Source organism: Arthrobacter woluwensis (assembly GCF_900105345.1).
Classification (GTDB): Bacteria; Actinomycetota; Actinomycetes; order Actinomycetales; family Micrococcaceae; genus Arthrobacter_E; species Arthrobacter_E woluwensis.
In genome coordinates this window covers 2,151,214-2,168,915 of sequence record NZ_FNSN01000003.1, presented here as the reverse complement: position 1 = coordinate 2,168,915, position 17,702 = coordinate 2,151,214, and the positions used below count along the sequence as shown (strand labels likewise).

General features: G+C 68.2%; 15 protein-coding genes. All 15 read right to left on the bottom strand.

What is annotated here, in order from left to right:
* Positions 1-15 precede the first annotated feature (15 nt).
* Positions 16-750 carry a polyprenol monophosphomannose synthase gene (locus tag BLV63_RS10580; protein WP_066212476.1) on the bottom strand — a complete coding sequence of 245 codons (735 nt, stop codon included), beginning with the start codon at positions 748-750 and terminating at the stop codon, positions 16-18.
* 485 nt (positions 751-1,235) lie between these two features.
* Positions 1,236-2,882: an amidohydrolase gene (locus BLV63_RS10575; protein ID WP_066212475.1), complete on the bottom strand. Its 1,647-nt coding sequence runs from the start codon at positions 2,880-2,882 to the stop codon at positions 1,236-1,238.
* A gap of 37 nt (positions 2,883-2,919) precedes the next feature.
* Entirely contained in the window at positions 2,920-5,751 is a 2,832-nt protein-coding gene (locus BLV63_RS10570) for a DEAD/DEAH box helicase (protein WP_066212473.1), read from the bottom strand.
* Positions 5,752-5,848: 97 nt separating this feature from the next.
* Positions 5,849-6,634, bottom strand: a complete 786-nt coding sequence (gene tatC / locus BLV63_RS10565) for a twin-arginine translocase subunit TatC (RefSeq protein ID WP_066212471.1) — start codon at positions 6,632-6,634, stop codon at positions 5,849-5,851.
* A 48-nt stretch (positions 6,635-6,682) separates the two neighbouring features.
* The gene (tatA, locus tag BLV63_RS10560; RefSeq protein WP_066212469.1) at positions 6,683-6,946 is read right to left on the bottom strand and encodes a Sec-independent protein translocase subunit TatA; all 264 of its coding nucleotides are present in this window, start codon (positions 6,944-6,946) and stop codon (positions 6,683-6,685) included.
* Between the two features lie 20 nt (positions 6,947-6,966).
* Positions 6,967-7,320 (bottom strand): hypothetical protein, encoded by a 354-nt coding sequence (locus BLV63_RS10555; RefSeq protein WP_066212468.1) that lies wholly within the window; start codon positions 7,318-7,320, stop codon positions 6,967-6,969.
* A complete protein-coding gene (locus BLV63_RS10550; RefSeq protein ID WP_139244674.1) occupies positions 7,320-9,323 on the bottom strand; it encodes a helix-turn-helix transcriptional regulator in 2,004 nt (667 codons plus the stop codon). Before BLV63_RS10550 ends, BLV63_RS10555 begins: the two co-directional genes overlap by 1 nt.
* A gap of 91 nt (positions 9,324-9,414) precedes the next feature.
* Positions 9,415-9,810, bottom strand: coding sequence for an FKBP-type peptidyl-prolyl cis-trans isomerase (locus BLV63_RS10545; RefSeq protein WP_066212464.1), 396 nt, complete (start codon positions 9,808-9,810; stop codon positions 9,415-9,417).
* Positions 9,811-9,864: 54 nt separating this feature from the next.
* Positions 9,865-10,773 (bottom strand): FKBP-type peptidyl-prolyl cis-trans isomerase, encoded by a 909-nt coding sequence (locus BLV63_RS18930; RefSeq protein WP_066212461.1) that lies wholly within the window; start codon positions 10,771-10,773, stop codon positions 9,865-9,867.
* A gap of 99 nt (positions 10,774-10,872) precedes the next feature.
* Entirely contained in the window at positions 10,873-12,237 is a 1,365-nt protein-coding gene (gene pafA, locus BLV63_RS10535; RefSeq protein WP_066212458.1) for a Pup--protein ligase, read from the bottom strand.
* A gap of 95 nt (positions 12,238-12,332) precedes the next feature.
* Positions 12,333-13,115: a proteasome subunit alpha gene (gene prcA / locus BLV63_RS10530; protein WP_066212456.1), complete on the bottom strand. Its 783-nt coding sequence runs from the start codon at positions 13,113-13,115 to the stop codon at positions 12,333-12,335.
* 1 nt (position 13,116) lies between these two features.
* Positions 13,117-13,926, bottom strand: a complete 810-nt coding sequence (gene prcB / locus BLV63_RS10525) for a proteasome subunit beta (RefSeq protein ID WP_066212454.1) — start codon at positions 13,924-13,926, stop codon at positions 13,117-13,119.
* A gap of 3 nt (positions 13,927-13,929) precedes the next feature.
* Complete coding sequence (locus tag BLV63_RS10520) at positions 13,930-14,133, bottom strand: ubiquitin-like protein Pup (protein WP_066212453.1); 204 nt, start codon at positions 14,131-14,133, stop codon at positions 13,930-13,932.
* A 67-nt stretch (positions 14,134-14,200) separates the two neighbouring features.
* Positions 14,201-15,874 carry a depupylase/deamidase Dop gene (gene dop, locus BLV63_RS10515; protein WP_066212452.1) on the bottom strand — a complete coding sequence of 558 codons (1,674 nt, stop codon included), beginning with the start codon at positions 15,872-15,874 and terminating at the stop codon, positions 14,201-14,203.
* Positions 15,871-17,628 (bottom strand): proteasome ATPase, encoded by a 1,758-nt coding sequence (gene arc / locus BLV63_RS10510; protein ID WP_066213052.1) that lies wholly within the window; start codon positions 17,626-17,628, stop codon positions 15,871-15,873. The genes dop and arc overlap by 4 nt, the downstream gene beginning before the upstream one ends.
* Positions 17,629-17,702: the final 74 nt, after the last annotated feature.

Sequence of the window (17,702 nt, the reverse complement as noted above, 5' to 3'; positions counted from 1 at the left end):
TCCGGCGCCGGTGAATCAGCGCTTGCGACCGCCGGTCAGAGCGTTCCAGCGAGCGTTCAGCCCCCACTTGGTCACGTTGATCATGGCTTCCACCACGATGTTGCCGCTCATCTTCGAGGTGCCGAACTCACGCTCGACGAAGGTGATCGGAACCTCCTTGATCGCGAGGCCGGCCTTGGCGGTGCGCCACTTGAGATCCACCTGGAAGCCGTAACCCTTCGACTCCACCAGATCCAGATCGATCGTCTGCAGGGTGGAGGCGCGGAAGGCGTTGTAGCCGCCGGTGAGGTCACGGATCGGGAGCCCGAGCATGGTCCGTGCGTAGAAGGACCCGCACCGCGAGATCAGCTGCCGGTGGGCCGGCCAGTTGACGACCTCTCCCCCGGGCACCCAGCGCGAGCCGATCGCCAGATCGGCGCCGTTCTCAATGGCCTTCAGAAGCTCCGGGAGCTGCTCCGGCTGGTGCGATCCGTCGGCGTCGAGCTCCACCAGGACGTCATAACCTTCGCCGAGGCCCCACTTGAAGCCGGCGATGTACGCTGCGCCGAGCCCTTCCTTGCCCTTGCGGTGCAGCACCTTGACCTGGGAGTCCTCGGCTGCGATCTGATCCGCCAGGCGTCCCGTCCCATCGGGGCTGTTGTCATCGACCACCAGGACATCGGAGGCCGGAACCGCGGCGCGCACCCGAGCGAGCGTCTTCGGGAGGGACTCGAGTTCATTGAACGTGGGAATGATGGTCAGGACGCGCAAAGAGGCTTTCCATTCTGCTCGGGACAGCTGGCCGCGCCGCTCGGATCACAGAGAGTGCCGGCAGGGCGCAAAGTCCCATTATAAGTCACGCGCCCGAGGCTCTCCGGTCAACCCCGCGGCTCCGGGGTCGCTCGCTTGTCCTCGTCCCGCCGGACTCGAGGCCGGACACAAGAACGGGCCCGGTGGAGAAGGACCAGTCGCAGGCGGCACACACATGTCCGCTGCAACTGTTTTCTGCTACCACCAGGCCCGTTCAGACGTGCCGCCACCGTGACGCGGGGATCTCCGGCCTGGCCGGGTTCCCTGAGCTGTCCTGCCGATGAGGCTGGATGGCCTAAGAGACCTCATGACCACCCGTGATGTACAACTCTACGGTCCATGAACTCACTGTCAACCCCGGCCTTGAACTGCAAGGACATGCTTCGTCGCAGTTCAGGAGGGGGTTCAGGGAAGGCCGGTCAACCGGCTTTTCTGAGGGTGTCCCTTCAGATCGCCTCGGAGCGGTACAGCTCCACGCCCTCGGACACGGTCTGGAGGCACCGCGGCTCGGCGCCGTCGAGTGCCGGGAGCAGAGGGGTGCGGGCGCGCGGGTCGGTGCTCCAGGACGCCACCCGGTCGTCGGCGACCTGGACCATGAGGCTTTCGACCTCCCACACCGCGAAATTGGCCGGGGCCCCGGGGACCAGTTGGCCGTTGAGCGGGTTGGAGTCCCGAGCAGCGCGCCACCCGGCCCGCGTGTGTCCGATGAATGCCGCGCGGGCGGAGATGCCCTGACCCTCGGACCGGTGGTCCAGGCAAGCGCGGATGCTGTCCCAGGGGCGCAGCGGCGTGACCGGTGCATCGCTGCCGAAGGCCAGGGGCACACCGGCCCGGTACAGATCGGCGAACGGATTCATCGCAGCCCAGCGCGAGCCGAGGCGCTGGGCATACATGCCGTCGGGTCCACCCCAGGCGGCATCGAAGGCCGGCTGGGCGCTGACGCTCACGGAGTGCGCGACGAGCGCAGCGATGTGGTCGGCGTCGAGCATCTCGGCGTGTTCCACGCGGTGACCCGCGCGTCGGACGGCGGACTCCCCCAGCCGGGCCGAGGTGCGGTCCAGTGCGTCGACGACGACGTCCAGCGCGCCGTCGCCGATGGCGTGGAAGCCGCCCTGGAGCCCCAGCTCCGTGCACGCGATGAGGTGTTCCGCGGCGGCTTCCGCGGAGAGGTACTGGGAACCGGCGTTGCCCGGGGCGTCCGCGTAATCGGCGCGGAGCAGGGCCGTGCGGGACCCCAGGGAGCCGTCGATGTTCAGGTCGCCGGCCAGACCCAGCACGGGGACGTCGAGCTCCTCGAGCAGCGCCCTGGCCTGCTCCACGTTCTCCACGGCCTCGCCCCAGTACGGAAGGATCCTCGGGCCGGCGCCCGGCACGGCATTCCAGGCCACGGCCCGCCGGAGGTCGTCCATTCCGGCGATGGTGGGTCCGGACATCTCGGCGAGAGCCACATAGCCCTGACGCGCCGCTGCGTCCAGGGCCACCTTCTGGTACTCCTCGCGCTGTGCGGCGCTGAAGCGGCGCACGGCCTGCCGGACAGCCGCATGAGCCTCCAGGCTCAGCACGGCGCCGCCGGAGGTCCCGCGGAGTCCGGTGAGGTCTCCCGCCACGGCCAGCGAAGCACGGTTGACCAGCGCCGAATGGACGTCGATGCGTGTCAGGTACAGCGGACGCCCGCCTGCGGCCCTGTCGAGCTCATCGAGTGTGGGAAGCGTGGAATCCTCCCAGCGGGACTCGTCCCAGGAGTGCCCGAACACGGTCGCGCCCGCTTCGAGTGCGGAAGCGGCCTTGGACACCGCGTCCAGGAGCTCACGGGCCGAGCGGACCGCGCTCAGGTCCAGGGAGGCGAGAGCCAGGCCCGTCTCCGTCAGGTGGACGTGCGAGTCCACGAAGCCGGGGACCACGAGCGCCCCGCGAAGGTCGATCAGCTCCATGCGGTCGTCACGGAGGGACTGCGCCGCCTGCTCCGAGCCGATCCAGGCGACCGTGTCGCCGTCCACCAGCATGGCCGTGGCGAACGGATCCGCCGCCGAATACACGCTGCCGTTGACATACAGCCTGAGCCCTGATGCGGTGCCGGACCGTCCGTCGTTCATTGCTGACCTCACACTTCCTGTTTCCTCTGCCCCTGGCTCACTCGCTCAGGGATGAATAGGACACCACGCCGCGGCGGACCCGGGTGATCGCTTCGCGGCAGATGCGCTGGACCCGCGGGTCCAGACCGGGGACGCCTGCGATCTGATCGAGCAGATCGATGACCTGCCGGACCCAGCGGACGAAGTCACCGGCGGCCAGATCGCTGCCGGCCAGGACCTCCTGGAGTCGGCGTCCCTTGGCCCACTTGTACATGGGCCAGATGAGTTGCAGCTCGGGTTCGGCCGTGAGCGGGAGCTTGTGCCGCTTCTCCGCCTCGGAGAGCCGCTCCCATTCCCGGACCACGATCTCCACCGCGCTCTCCAGGGAGATGCTCGGCATGCGTGGAGGCACGGTGCCGTCGTCGCGCTTGGACTGATACAGGAGCACGGTGACGAACGCCGCCATCTCCGAAGCGTCCAGATCGTCGAACGCGCCTTCCCGCAGCGCCTGGGCGATGAGAAGGTCGCGGTCCCCGTAGATCCTGCGCAGCCGCTTTCCCGTCTCGGTGATCTGTTCCTTGCCGTCACGCGATTCCAGGTAGCCGAATTCCTCCAGGAGACCGCAGAGGCGGTCGAAGGTGCGGGCGATCGTGTTCGTCCGCCCCTGGATCTGCGCGAGCAGCGTGTCGGTCTCCGCCCTCAGACGCCACCAGCGTTCGCCCCAGCGGGCGTGGTTCTCCCGGTCGTGGCAGCCATGACACGGGTGTGCCGCCATCTCCTTGCGAAGCTGCACGATCCGCGCCTCGGTGTCCCTGCTGCCTTCGGCCTTGCGGCGGTTCTTCGGACCGTTGAGACCGGCCTTGCCGTCGAGGATGCCCCGCTTGTACAGCTCGTGGCGCATGGTCGAGGCCAGGGCGCGACGGTCCTTGGGCGTCTTGGCGTTGAAGCTCTTCCCGATGCGCACCCGGAACAGCGCGTCCACCGGACCCTGCAGGTCTCCCAGGCCGATGCGGCGCAACTGGTGGTCGTTGGTCAGCACCGCGGGACGCGGCTCATGCGCGTTGGTGTCCGCATTCAGCACGACGGCGTACCCCTGCACCCGCTCCCCGTCCAGGTGGATGACGTCGCCGGGCATGAGCCGGGTGAGGGAGGACACCATCCAGTTCCGGGCGGCCCGCTTGTTCTCCTTGGCGGCCTTGCCCTCGAGGCTGGAGAGCTCCTGGCGCAGCCGGGCGTACTCCTCGAAGTCGCCCAGGTGGCAGCGCATGGCCTCCGCGTACCCTTCGAGGGACTCCTCACGGCTGCGGACCTGCCGGGCGAGATCCACCACGGACCGGTCGGCCTGGAACTGGGCGAAGGACGATTCGAGGATCTCCCGCGACCGGCCACGCCCGAACTGGGCCAGCAGGTTGATGGACATGTTGTAGCCGGGACGGAAGCTCGAGTTGAGCGGGTAGGTGCGCTTGGAGGCCAGGCCGGCCACCGCCTGCGGGTCGATGCCTTCGTGCCACAGGACCACGGCGTGGCCTTCGACGTCGATCCCCCGCCGTCCGGCGCGACCCGTCAGCTGGGTGTACTCCCCCGCGGTGATGCCCACTCGGGATTCGCCGTTGAACTTGTCCAGCTTCTCCAGCACGACGGCGCGGGCCGGCATGTTCACGCCGAGGGCCAGCGTCTCGGTGGCGAAGACGACCCGGACCAGGCCTTCGGCGAAGAGATCCTCGACCGTCTCCTTGAAGGCCGGCAGGAGGCCGGCGTGGTGCGAGGCGATGCCCCGCAGCAGGCCGTCCCGCCATGCCCAGAAGCCCAGGACGTCCAGGTCCTCACCGGGGATGTCCCGGCTGGCCTGGTCGACACGGGCGGCGATGATCTGCCGTTCCCGCTCGGTGGTCAGCCAGAGATCGGCGGCCGCGCACTGCTGCACGGCGGCGTCGCAGGCGGCGCGGGAGAAGATGAAGTAGATGGCCGGCAGCAGTCCGCGAGATTCGAGCGCCTGGATGGCGGCGGGACGCGAGACCCGGGGCACGGTGGTCCGGATCTCGCTCCGGCCCTGAGCACGGTCGTGGCGCTTCCTGCCGCGCACGGATTGCGGGCCGCGGCGGCCGGACGACGGGCGGACCATCTTGAGCAGCTCAGGATTGACCTCGAGATGAGCCGGGGCTTCGGCGTCGTCCTCGGCGCCGGTCGGCTTCGGCTCGGCGAACAGGTCCAGCACCTGGCGTCCGGCCATCACGTGCTGCCACAGGGGCACGGGGCGGTGCTCGGAGACGACGATGGCGGTGTCGCCCCGGACCGCCGCGAGCCAGGCGCCGAACTCCTCGGCGTTGGACACGGTGGCGCTCAGGGAGACCAGCTGCACCTCGCGCGGGAGGTGGATGATGACCTCCTCCCAGACGGCGCCCCGGAAGCGGTCGGCGAGGTAATGCACCTCGTCCATCACCACATAGGCCAGACCTGCCAGGGCGTCCGAATCGGCGTACAGCATGTTCCGCAGCACCTCGGTGGTCATGACCACGATGGGCGCGTGCGCATTGATGTTGGTGTCGCCCGTGAGCAGACCCACCTGGTCGGCGCCGTACTTCTCGGCCAGCTCGCTGTACTTCTGATTGCTCAGCGCCTTGATGGGCGTGGTGTAGAAGGCCTTCCGGCCCTGGCGCAGCGCGCAGAAGACGGCGAACTCACCGAGGATGGTCTTACCGGCGCCCGTCGGCGCCGCGAGGAGGACTCCGCGGCCCTCTTCCAGCGCGCGGCAGGCGTCGACCTGGAAGTCGTCGAGCTCGAAGGCGAGGGTCTGCCGGAATGCCCGGAGTGCGCTGTTGCTCTCGCTGTTCCTGGCTTTGGCCGCGGCATACTTCTCGGCGGGAGTCAGGGGCTCACTCATTTGAGGCATTACTCAAGGGTATCGGCATTCGGCGCCGCTCCGTGCCGGGCCACGGGGGCTTAAACAGCAAGACCGGCCCCTCGGGACCGGTCTTGTGAAGAGTTCCTCAGAGTTTTCCGAGATCCTCGGTGGGCGTCGCGACGTCCGCCGAAGCATCCGTCTCCTCCGCCTGCTTGCCTTCGCGGCGCTTGTCGTTGAACAGGCAGATCCCGATCGCCAGGAAGAATAGGGCCAGCAGAGGCAGCGCGAGCATGAACATGGAGATCGCGTCCGCACCCGGAGCCGCGATGGCCGCCAGGACGAAGACGGCGAAGACCGTGATACGCCACGCCTTCAGGATCGTCTTGCCGCTCACGACACCCATGAGGTTGACGCCCACCAGGATCACGGGGACCAGGAAGGCCAGTCCGAGGAACAGCATGGTGTGCGTCGCGAACGTCAGGTAGTCATCCGCGCTGATGAGGTTGGACGCGTTGTCCGGTGTGAAGTGCAGCAGAGCCCGGACGATGTTGGGGATCACCGACCACGCCACGTACACGCCGACCAGGAACAGCGGAATGGCCGCCGCCATGAAGCCCAGGGTGAACTTGCGCTCCTTGCGGGTCAGGCCCGGCGTGACGAACGCCCAGATCTGATAGATCCACACCGGACTGGAGATGACCAGGCCGATCTGGATCGCGATCCGCAGCTGGAACTCGAACGGCGATGCGATCGACGAGAAGTTCATCGATGCGTTCCGGTGCATCTCCTGCGCGATCTGCTCCAGAGGAGCCGACAAAGAGGCGATCACCGGTGGGTAGAGGAACCACCCGACCACGGTGGTGACAGCCAGGGCGACCAGGCTCTTGAGGAGCCGGTTCTTCAGTTCCTTGAAGTGATCGAGGAGGGCCATGCGGCCCTCGGGATTCCTCCGAGGGCCTTTGCTGAGTGCCACTTCGCCTTAAGCGTTGCCGGACGGCGGGGTCTGCTCGCCGTTGTCCTTCGTGGCAGCCTCGGGGTGCTGCACGACCTTGCCCTCGACGGGCTCCTCGGCCTTGTTCTTGGAAGGGCTCTCATCCTTCATCTGCTTGACCTCGGACTTCATGATGCGCATCGACTGACCGAGGCTGCGCGCCATCTGAGGAAGCTTGGGGGCCGCGAACAGCAGCAGCGCCACGATGATGATGATCACGATGGGCCAGGGGCCATCAAAAAGTCGTCCCATGTCGGGGTCCTTTCTCTTTCTTAAATCATAGGGCGCTCAAGGCCCACATCGCGCAGCTTCTGTGCCCGGTGGGCCGCTGCACGACGGACCACACGACGTTGCCGCCGAAGTTCCCGGCGCTCGGCCTTCCCCGCCTCATAGCGGGCGCGCATCTCCTCGGGATCAGCGTAGATGCCGAGGACTTCCAGACGATGTTCGGGAAGCGGTGTGCGCGGACTGTCCGAGTCCAACCCGGACAGCATATCCGCCGCAGACCCGAGCTGACGCATCATGGCCGTGAACTGTCGGAAAAGCTTGATTCCGAGCACCACGAACAGCAGAGCGCTGAGGGCGAGGATCGCCACCCAGATCAGAATCCAGGACCACCACGGCATCACTCCAGCCTACCTTTCCCTGCCTGGGAATTCTCTCCGAGTGTCGGGACTCCGTAGGAATCCAGCCCCCTGGCGAGCCACGCCTTCACCTGGTCCACGACGGACGGCGGCGAGACCACCCGCACGGTGCCCACGGTCTGCGCCACGAGCCCGGCCAGCCAGGAAGGGGACGCGACGGCGAGTTCCGCCAGGACGTCGCCGTCGTCGAGGGTCGCGGTGCGCAGCGCGTTGTAGCGGGCCGCGAGCCAGCGGGACTCCTGAGAGAAGACCACCAGGACGCGCGGGGCCTGTTCGCGGACGGTGAACGGCACCTCATCCACCGCGCCGTCCCACAGGGAGGCGTCGACGGGTTCGGCGGTCACCTCGAGGGAGGCGATCCGGTCGAGGCGGAAGTTCCGCGGGGCGCCGGCCCGGTGGCACCAGGCGTCCACGTACCACTGCTGGTCCACCGAGCGCAGCCTGCGGGGATCGATGAGCCGTTCGGTCAGCTCGTCACGGCTCGGGACCACATACCCGATGCGGACGCGGACTCCGCGGTCGATCGCGTCCCGCAGCTGCTCGAGGTGCCGTCCGAGGCTGCCCGACGGGGCCATGCGGACCTTGATAGCCTCCGCCAGGGCGAGCGAGTCCCCTGCCGCGCCCGCCAGCCGGAGCCGCAGCGATTCGATCGAGCTGGCGTCCCCGCCGATGCCCAGCTCGGAGAGCGCGTCGAGGCCCACCAGAAGCGTCCAGGCCTCCTCCGGGGAGAACCGGATCGGCTGAGCCAGATCCAGGGCGTTGTTGATCCACACCCGCTCGCCGTCGTCCACGATGTCCATGAGGTCGTTGTGATACCCCTCGGGACGGCCGACCATCATGATGCGCTCAAGATCGTCGTCCAGCTGACGGCCGGTGATGCCGAACTCGGCCGCGAGTTCCGATTTGAGGATCCCGCCGTGACGCACGAGGAACGGGATCATGCCCAGGAGCCGGCGAACCGTGGTCTCGGAGGAGGATTTCGGTCCCCGTTTCACCGGCGGCGTGCGGAATTCGGTGACGCCGGCGGGAAGGGACAGGGCCTCCGCAGCGCTCCGGAGGCGGCCGATCACCGCGTCCCGCAGCCGGGCCGGTTCGACCACCTGCACCGTCGGCGCGAGAGCGGCCAGTTCGTCCAGGAAGGCCGATTCGTCCTGATAGCTGATGGTGGCGTGGTCCCCGTCGACCCGATCGGCCCTCACACGCCACTGCGCTCCCCCGCCGTGCGGCAGACGGACCACGGCTTGCTGCTCCGGGTAGGCTTCCATCGAATCGAGGGCGGCGGCGATGGAGAAGTCCCGCGGCGGGGCGAACCGCTTCCGCTCCTCCACCTCGACAGTCGTGGTGATCCTGCTCAGCCGGAAGGTCCGTTCCGCGTCGCGGTCCAGATCATGGCCGACGACGTACCATTGTCCCGCGCGGTTACCGAGCCCGTGGGGTTCGAGCCGGCGCGTGGCGGGCTCCTCCGCCGCGGAGGCGCGGTAGCCGAACCGGACCGGATGGCGGCCTGCCAGGGCACGGTGCAGCGTTTCGAGGGCGGCGCCGCCCGTGGTGACGCGGGGCAGCACGGGTGCCGGGGACCCGTCGTCGGGATCCTGGCCGTCGGTGAGCTTGCGGAGCGCGGCGCTGCCCGCCGAACGGAGGCTCGCCTGCTCCCAGAGCTGGGCGGCGAGCTGCAGCAGCAGTCGTTCCTCGGCGGTGAGCTGCAGGACGGGCAGCAGGTAGTCGTCCGGGTTGACGCGGTACCGGGAGCCGGAGGAATCGTCGATGTCGAAGGTCTCGTCATCGAAGACCTCCAGAGGGACGCCCATGTCCCGCAGCTCGGCCTTGTCGCGTTCGAACATGCGTTCGATCGCAGCGTCATTCATGCCCTCCGCGCGGCAATAGGCGTAGACGGTAGATTCCAGGTAGGCCCTGGTGTGGCCGCGGGGGCTGGACAGCAACGCGATCAGCAGGTTGAGGATTCGTTCGGTCTTTCGTGCGGACACCAGCCCAGCGTACTAAAGACCGGCCCTGACATGCGCCAAGGGCCGCCTCCCGGGGGGAAGCGGCCCTTGCGATGCCCTGACGGACGGAGACTCAGCGGACTCCGACGAGGTCCACCACGAAGATGAGGGACTCGTTCGGAGCGATCGCCCCGCCGGCGCCACGGGAGCCGTAGGCCAGCTCGGACGGGATCTCCAGACGACGGCGGCCGCCCACCTTCATGCCCAGGAGGCCCTGGTCCCAGCCCTGGATGACCTGGCCGACGCCGACGCGGAAGTCGAGCGGTGCGCCACGGCCCCAGGAGGAGTCGAACTCTTCACCGGTCGACCAGGCGACGCCGACGTAATGGGTCGACACGGTGGAGCCGGGAGTGGCTTCAGCGCCGTCGCCCTCGATGAGGTCGACGATGCGCAGCTCGGTGGGGACGTCCCCTTCCGGGAACTCGATTTCCGGCTTGGTGCGGTCGTAATCACGCTGACCGAATGACATGGGTGCTCCTCTTCACGTTTCGGTTGGTGCCAGGTTTCAGGCGCTGTGTGGAGTTTACTGGACGCCGAGGATGTCCACGACGAAGACCAGATCACCCGCGGGACGGCCCTGGTCCGGCTTGGCGCCGTAGGCGTCCGCCGCCGGGATGACCAGCAGCACACGGGAGCCGACCGTCTTGCCGGTCAGGCCCTTGGTCCAGCCCGGGATGACGCCGGTCAGAGGGAACGTGGCCGGCTTGCCGGTCTTGAAGCTCGAGTCGAAGACCTTGCCGTCGGCGAGGCGGACTCCGGTGTAGTTGGCCACGATGGTGTCGGTGCTCTTGACCTCGGCGCCCTTGCCCTTGATGAGGTCCTGAGCGATGAGCTGCTTGGGTGCGGCGACGCCCTTGACGTCGATCGTCGCCTCCTGCTTGTCGTTCACCGTGACCTTCGGCAGACCGGCCGGCGGAGTGACGGCGTCGCCTTCCGGCTTGGAGAGGACCGGCGCGATGTCCGTAGCGCTGAACACGTGGAGCACGAGCAGCTGCGTGGGACCGGTCCCGCCCTGGCCGGGCATGGCGATCGCCAGATCGGAGCCCTGCTTCACGCCCAGGATCGCCTTGTAAAGGGGCTCGTTGCCCTTCTTCAGCGCATCGTTGACCGGGAGGGACTCGTGCTTGGAAAGATACGTGTCCGCCAGCTGGGAGCCGTCCTGGCCGTTGTAGGCGAGGTAGCCGACTTCGGCCTTCTGGTTCTCCTTGATCCGCTCACCGTTGCCCTCACGCAGGACCTTGATGGTGGTCTCCGAGACGGACAGGGGCTTGGCGAACTCGACGCGGGGCGCCTTACCCGCTCCCTGGTCGTTGATCTTCACCGTGCTGAGCTTGGAGGTGTCGCCGGCCGGCTGGCTGCTGGGCTCCGAGGGGTTGCCACAGGCCGTCAGCAGGAGAACGGCGGGGACGAATGCCGCGAGAATACGTCGCAATGGTCGTCTTTCCACTAGAAATCAGGGGGTCCGGGCCCATCTGGGGACAGGCACGCCCACCATCGTAACGGAGCAGGCTGTGAAGTCGCCCGACGCCGCTCAGCCCATGCCGGCGATCAGCGCGTCCACCCGCTCGTCGTGCGCGGCGAACGGGTCCTTGCAGATGACGGTCTGGTGCGCCCGGTCGTTGAGCTTGAGATGAACCCAGTCGACCGTGTAGTCGCGGCCGAGCTCCTGGGCCTTCCGGACGAACTCACCGCGGAGCCGTGCGCGGGTGGTCTGGGGCGCCGTCGTGCCCGCCTCCCGGGTCGCCTCCTCCGTGACGACACGACGCGCGAGTCCGCGCTGCTCGGTCAGGTAGAAGAGACCCCGCTTCCGGGAGATGTCGTGGTAGGTGAGGTCGATCTGCGCGAGCCGCGGCGAATCCAGCCCGAGTCCGTGCCGCAGCGCATAGCGGTCCATGAGCTTCTTCTTGATGGCCCAGTCGATCTCGGTGTCGATGCCGCTGTGATCACCGGCACGGATCGCCTGCAGCGTGCGGCCCCACAGATCGAGGATCTGCCCGACGTGCTCGTGGTGCGCCCCTTCGCGTTCCACGAAGTCGGTGACCCACTGCAGGTACTCCTCCTGGATCTGGAGTGCGGTGAGCTGACGGCCCGTGGCGAGCTTGACGAGCACCTGTCCGCTGAGGTCGCGGGAGATCTCCCGGATGCTCCTGATGGGGTTCTCCATCCGCATGTCCCGCATCATCGCGCTGGCTTCGAGCGCACGGAGCACCAGATCCACCGAACCGGTTTTCAGCAGCGCCGTGGTCTCGGACATGGTGGAGTCGCCCACGATCACGTGGAGCCGCCGGAAGTACTCGGCATCGGCGTGCGGTTCGTCGCGGGTGTTGATGATCGGCCGGGAGCGCGTGGTGGCCGAGGAGACACCTTCCCAGATGTGGTCGGCCCGCTGCGAGAACGCGTACAGCGCACCCTGCGGCGTGTTGATGATCTTCCCCGCGCCCACGAGCAGCTGCCGGGTGACCAGGAACGGGATGAGCACGTCCGCCAGGCGGTTGAACTCCCCCTTCCGCGGGATCAGGTAATTCTCGTGGCTCCCGTAGGAGTTTCCCGCGGAGTCGGTGTTGTTCTTGAACAGGAAGATCCTGCCTTCGAAGCCGTCGGCCGACAGACGCTCCTCGGCCTCATGGCAGAGCTCCTCCAGAATCAGCTCGCCGGCCTTGTCATGGGCGATGAGCTGGGGCAGCGAATCGCACTCGGCGGTCGCGTACTCCGGGTGGGAGCCGACGTCGAGATAGAGGCGGGAGCCGTTGGCCAGGAACACGTTCGAGGAGCGCCCCCAGCTCACGACCTTGCGGAACAGGTAACGCGCCGCTTCCTCGGGGGCCAGGCGTCGGGTGTTGCTTCCCACGTAGGAGATGCCGAATTCCGTCTCAATGCCAAAAATCCGCCGGTCCATGCCGCCCTTTCCCTTCAGTGCGCGGCCACTCGTCCGCGCACGCACTCACTCACCTGATCGACCGGGTCCGGGCACTCCGCCGTTCCGGGCCGAGGTCACTCCTCCAGCAGGCGCTGGAGCGCATCCTGCCCGATCCGTCGGAACGCCCTGCGGCGGGACCGCCAGCTGGCCGGTTCGCGGTCCAGGACGGCGACCTCGAGGCCCACCGCGGCGACGGGGGCCGGCGCTTCCGGATGTTCGGGCGCCCGCGCCACCCCGCCGTCGGGCTCCACCGTGCCGCCGCCGCTCGCCACGGCGTCCTGGGCCACCGTGGCGGCGGCCAGCGCCCGCGTGGCCAGCCGCAGCGCCTCGCCCAGCGCCAGATCGGCGCGCCACCCCGACCGGAGCACTTCGGTCACCCGGTCGCTGCGGCCCCCCATGGCCACGAAGCTGCGTTCATCCGTGATGGAGCCGTCGAAGGTCAGCCGGAAGATGTGGTCTCCCGCCTGGGTGGCGCCCACTTCGGCCACGGCCAGCTCCACCTCGAACGGCTTCTGCTCCGCCGTGAACACCGTGCCCAGGCTCTGCGCATACACGCTGGCCAGGCCCCGGGCCGTCACGTCGCTCCGGTCATAGGAGTAGCCGCGGACATCGGCGTACCGCACGCCCGCCTGCCGCAGGCTCTCGAACTCGTTGTACTTGCCCACGGCTGCGAAGGCGATGCGGTCGTAGATCTCCCCGATCTTGTGCAGGGAGTTGGAGGTGTTCTCGGCGACCAGCGCGATGCCCGCCGCACAGGAGACGACCACCACGGACCGGCCGCGGGCGATGCCCTTCCGGGCGAAGTCCGCCCGATCCTTCATGATCTGTTCCGGCGAGACGTAGAACTGCTGTGACATCTCAGGCCTCCCGTCCCTGTGCGGTGCGTCCCGACAGCACCTGAGCGGCGATGCCCTTCACCACGTCGTCCGGCACCCGCCGGCTTCCTTCGGCGTCCGCCACATAGACCACCGGCCAGAGCTGACGCACGAGGTCCGGTCCACCGGTCGCGGAATCATCGTCCGCAGCGTCATACAGGGCCTCGACCGCGACCCGCACGGCCTCGGCCTCCTCGAGCCCGGGCTTCCAGAGCTTCTTGAGAGCGCCCCGGGCGAAGGTGGAGCCGGACCCCACGCTGTGGTGCTCGTGCTCCTCGTAACGGCCGCCCGTCACGTCGTAGGAATAGATCCGCCCGGAGGCCAGGGCGGGTTCGAAGCCGGCATAGAGCGGCACGACGGCCAGACCCTGCTGGGCCATGCCGAGATTGCCCCGGACCATGGCCGCGAGCCGGTTGGCCCGGCCCTCGAGGCTGAGAGGGGTGCCCTCGATCTTCTCGTAGTGCTCCAGCTCCACCTGGAAGAGCTTGACGATGTCCACGGCCAGCCCCGCGGTCCCGGCGATGCCCAGCAGGGAACTCTCGTCCGCGGCGAAGACCTTCTCCATGGTCCGTGAGGCGATCAGATTCCCCATGGTCGCGCGCCGGTCCCCCGCCATGAGGACTCCGCCGGCGGTCTGCAGCGCCACGATCGTGGTGGCGTGGGGCGCCTGAAGGCTCGCGGTGCCCTGCGCCGCCGCCTGACCGAACGGCAGCAGCTCCGGCCTGGTGGCCGTCAGGTGCTCCAGGAAGGAGGCGCTGGCCTCAGCGGGCAGGCGGGCGGCGTCGCTGGACACGGCCTACTGGCCGCCCTTCTGGACGAAGCCGCGGACGAACTCCTCGGCGTTCTGTTCCAGCACGCCGTCGATCTCGTCGAGCAGGTCGTCCACGCCCTGCGTCGCCTCACTGGCCTGAGCCGTGGGAGCGGCGGGCGCCGGGGCGTCCGTCTCCTCGATCTGCTCCTCGCCGCGCGTGCTCGGGTTGATCTGTTCCTGGCCTGCCATGGTTCCTCCTCGGATTGTCCTCTCCTGCCATCCTGCCACTTCAAGGCCCTGTTCGCAGCAGCTCAGCTCACGGTGAGCTCAGGAGCGCGCGCAGGAAATCCCCCGCGTCCTCATGTTCCTCGAAGAGCGCGCCGGTGAGTTCCCGGGTGCCGCGCAGCGGTTCGCGCGTGGGGATCCTCGTGGCCCGGCTCTGCCCGGGCAGGCGGAAGATCACGGAGTCCCAGCTGGCGCCCGTGACGGCACGGGGGAAGCGGCTCAGACACATGCCGCGGAAATAGGCGCGCGTGTCGGCCGGCGGCGTGGTCGCGGCGGCCGCGATCTCGGCGTCGTCCACCAGTTTGGCCATCCGGCCGTGCTGCACGAGCCGGTGGTACAGGCCCTTCTCCGGGCGGATGTCCGACCACTGCAGGTCGATCAGTCCGAGGCGAGCGTCATCCCAGGCCAACCCGCCGCGGTCACGGTAGCCCTCGAGGAGCCGGAGTTTGGCGAGCCATTCGACGCGCTGGGCGGCGCGCTCGTCGCCCTGCTCGAGCCAGCCGAGGGTCTCCTCCCACGCCGTCAGCACGGCGTGGGTCTGGCCGTCACCCTGGGTGGGGTGGCCGGCGCCGCTCTCCTCGGCGAACTCACGGGCCGCCTCGAAGTAGAGCCACTGGAGCTCGACGCCGGTCATCCGCCGGCCATCGATCAGCCGCACCTGATGGGCGAGCGTGGTGTCGTGGCTGACCTCCTGGAGCGCGGCCACCGGTTCGAACACCTGGAGCCGCGGGACGCGACCCGCCTCGATGAGGCCCAGCACGAGCGCCGTGGTGCCGAACTTGAGGTAGTTCGCATACTCCGAGAGGTTGGCGTCCCCGATGATGACGTGCAGCCTGCGGTACTTGTCCGCAGTGGCGTGCGGTTCGTCACGGGTGTTGACGATGGGGCGCCGGATGGTCGTCTCCAGGCCGACCTCGGCTTCGAAGAAGTCGGCCCGCTGACTGATCTGGAACCCGCTGCCGCGCCCGTCCTGGCCCATCCCCAGCCGGCCCGCGCCGCACAGCACCTGACGGCTCAGGAAGAACGGGATCAGGCCTTCCGCGATGGAGGAGAACGGCACGGCCCGTGGCATGAGGTAGTTCTCGTGGCTCCCGTAGGAGACGGTCTTGTTGTCCGTGTTGTTCTTGTAGAGATTGACCGGGCCGGAGCCGTCGTCGGCGTCGAGGGCGCGGATCGCGTCGAGGGCGACCAGGTCGCCGGCGGCGTCCCAGATCACGGCGTCCCGCGGGTTGGTGACCTCGGGGCTCGAATACTCCGGGTGGGCGTGATCCACATAGAAGCGTGCGCCGTTGCCCAGCACCATGTTCATGAGGGGCTGCTCCCCCGATTCGACGTCGGAGTAGTCCAGCTCGGCTCGGCCGTGCGCGAGGGCCACGGCGGTCGCATCCAGCACGGGCGCGACGTCGGTCAGCTGGCTCGGGTGTGCCTGGGTGCGGGGAAGCGACCAGCCGCGCGCGTCGTGCAGCGGCTCCTCATCGCTGTAGTCCCAGCCCGCAGCCGTCCGGCGGCTCCCGGAGCCGGGCCCGGTCTCGCCGGAAGCCTGACGGGCGGAGGTGAGGCGGGCGTACGCGTCGATGACCCGCGCCGAGAGGACGGTCGCATTGGCGGTCGGGGCCTGCGGGGCGTGGATTCCGTACTCGGTCTCCGATCCCATGACACGGATGACCCCGCCGTCGCCGGCTCCGGGCAGTCCGGATGCGCTCACAGATACTGTCCCGTGTTGGTGGCGGTCTCCAGGCTCTTGCCGGGCTCCTGCCCGCCCTTGCCCTGGACGATCGTCCGGATGTAGGTGATCCGCTCACCCTTCTTGCCGGAGATCCGGGCCCAGTCGTCCGGGTTGGTGGTGTTCGGCATGTCCTCGTGCTCCCGGAACTCGTCGGTGACGGCCCGCAGCAGGTGGTCGATGCGCAGGCCCTTCTCGCCGCTCGTGAGGAGGTCCTTGATGGCGTACTTCTTCGCGCGGTCCACCACGTTCTGGATGACGGCGCCGGAGTTGAAGTCCTTGAAGTAGAGGATCTCGCTGTCACCGTTGGCGTAGGTGACCTCGAGGTACTCATTGGACTTGTCCGTCGAGTACATGGACTCCACGGTGCGCTGGATCATGCCGCGGACCGTGGCGGCCTGGTCCCCGCCGTGTTCCGCCACGTCCTGCGGGTGCAGGGGCAGCTCGGTGGTGATGTACTTCGCAAAGATGTCCGCGGCCGCTTCGGCGTCCGGGCGCTGGATCTTGACCTTCACATCGAGGCGTCCGGGGCGGAGGATGGCGGGATCGATCATGTCCTCGCGGTTGGACGCGCCGATCACGATCACATTGTCCAGACGCTCGACGCCGTCGATCTCGCTGAGGAGCTGAGGCACGATCGTCGTCTCGACATCGGAGGAGACACCCGTGCCGCGGGTGCGGAACAGCGAGTCCATCTCGTCGAAGAAGACCACCACGGGGCTGCCGTCGCTGGCCTTCTCCCGGGCGCGGGCGAAGATCAGGCGGATGTGCCGTTCGGTCTCACCCACGTACTTGTCCAGCAGCTCCGGACCCTTGATGTTCAGGAAGTAGCTCTTCAGCTCGGCCGCGCCGGAACGCTCCGCGGCGCGGGCTGCCAGGGAATTGGCGACGGCCTTGGCGATCAAGGTCTTGCCACAGCCCGGAGGGCCGTACAGGAGGATGCCCTTGGGCGCCTTGAGCCCGTGCTCGCGGTAGAGGCCCGGGTGCAGGAACGGGAGCTCCACGGCGTCCCTGATCTGTTCGATCTGAGGGCCCAGGCCGCCGATGTCCTCGTAGCTGATGTCCGGCACGTCTTCCAGGACCAGGGTCTCGACCTCGCTGCGGTCGACCTTCTCCAGAGCGAAACCGGTGCGCCCGTCCACGGACACCGCGTCACCGACCCGCACGCCCCGGTGGCGCAGCGGACCCGAGAGGCGGATGACCCGCTCGTCATCGGTGCGGCCGACGACCAGCACGCGGTCGTGACCGATCAGTTCCTTGACGGTGACCACTTCGCCGGCCTGCTCGAAACCCAGTCCTGCGATCACCACGAGGGCCTCGTTCAGCAGCACTTCCTGGCCGACGGCGAGCTGGTGGATGTTGACCAGGGGGCTGATCCCCACACGCATCTTCCGCCCGCCGTTGAAGACGTCCACGGACTCCTCCACGGCGGCGTTGGCACTGGCGCCCGGGACGGGTTCCTTGCGGTGGTTCAGCTGTGCGATCGTGGCGAAGCTGTAGGGCGGCTGCCCTTCCTGCTCCAGCGCGGCCTTGAGCCGCTGGATCTCGGTCTTGGCGGTCTCGAGCATGCCGACCAGCCGCGAGTTGTTCTGGGTCGCGGAGGAGAGCTGGCGGTCCACATTGCGGAGTTTGTCCCGCAGCACGTTGATCTGCCGTTCGGCAATGCTCTGGTGGGCAGCGTTGTTCCGCGCCTCGTTCGCGGCGTCACCGTTGGTGCCCAGTGTGTCCTCGCTCATGGTGGCCAGCCCTCTCGTGGAAAGTCCGTGTGCCGTCACCTTCGACACTAGCGCGTTCCGACGGGGATCGCGGA

Coding starts and splice junctions, on each gene's coding strand:
- BLV63_RS10575 (WP_066212475.1), bottom strand. CDS start 2,882: ATGAACGACGGACGGTCCGGCACCGCATCAGGGCTCAGGCTGTATGTC.
- BLV63_RS10570 (WP_066212473.1), bottom strand. CDS start 5,751: ATGCCTCAAATGAGTGAGCCCCTGACTCCCGCCGAGAAGTATGCCGCG.
- tatC (WP_066212471.1), bottom strand. CDS start 6,634: ATGGCCCTCCTCGATCACTTCAAGGAACTGAAGAACCGGCTCCTCAAG.
- tatA (WP_066212469.1), bottom strand. CDS start 6,946: ATGGGACGACTTTTTGATGGCCCCTGGCCCATCGTGATCATCATCATC.
- BLV63_RS10555 (WP_066212468.1), bottom strand. CDS start 7,320: ATGCCGTGGTGGTCCTGGATTCTGATCTGGGTGGCGATCCTCGCCCTC.
- BLV63_RS10545 (WP_066212464.1), bottom strand. CDS start 9,810: ATGTCATTCGGTCAGCGTGATTACGACCGCACCAAGCCGGAAATCGAG.
- pafA (WP_066212458.1), bottom strand. CDS start 12,237: ATGGACCGGCGGATTTTTGGCATTGAGACGGAATTCGGCATCTCCTAC.
- prcA (WP_066212456.1), bottom strand. CDS start 13,115: ATGTCACAGCAGTTCTACGTCTCGCCGGAACAGATCATGAAGGATCGG.
- BLV63_RS10520 (WP_066212453.1), bottom strand. CDS start 14,133: ATGGCAGGCCAGGAACAGATCAACCCGAGCACGCGCGGCGAGGAGCAG.
- arc (WP_066213052.1), bottom strand. CDS start 17,628: ATGAGCGAGGACACACTGGGCACCAACGGTGACGCCGCGAACGAGGCG.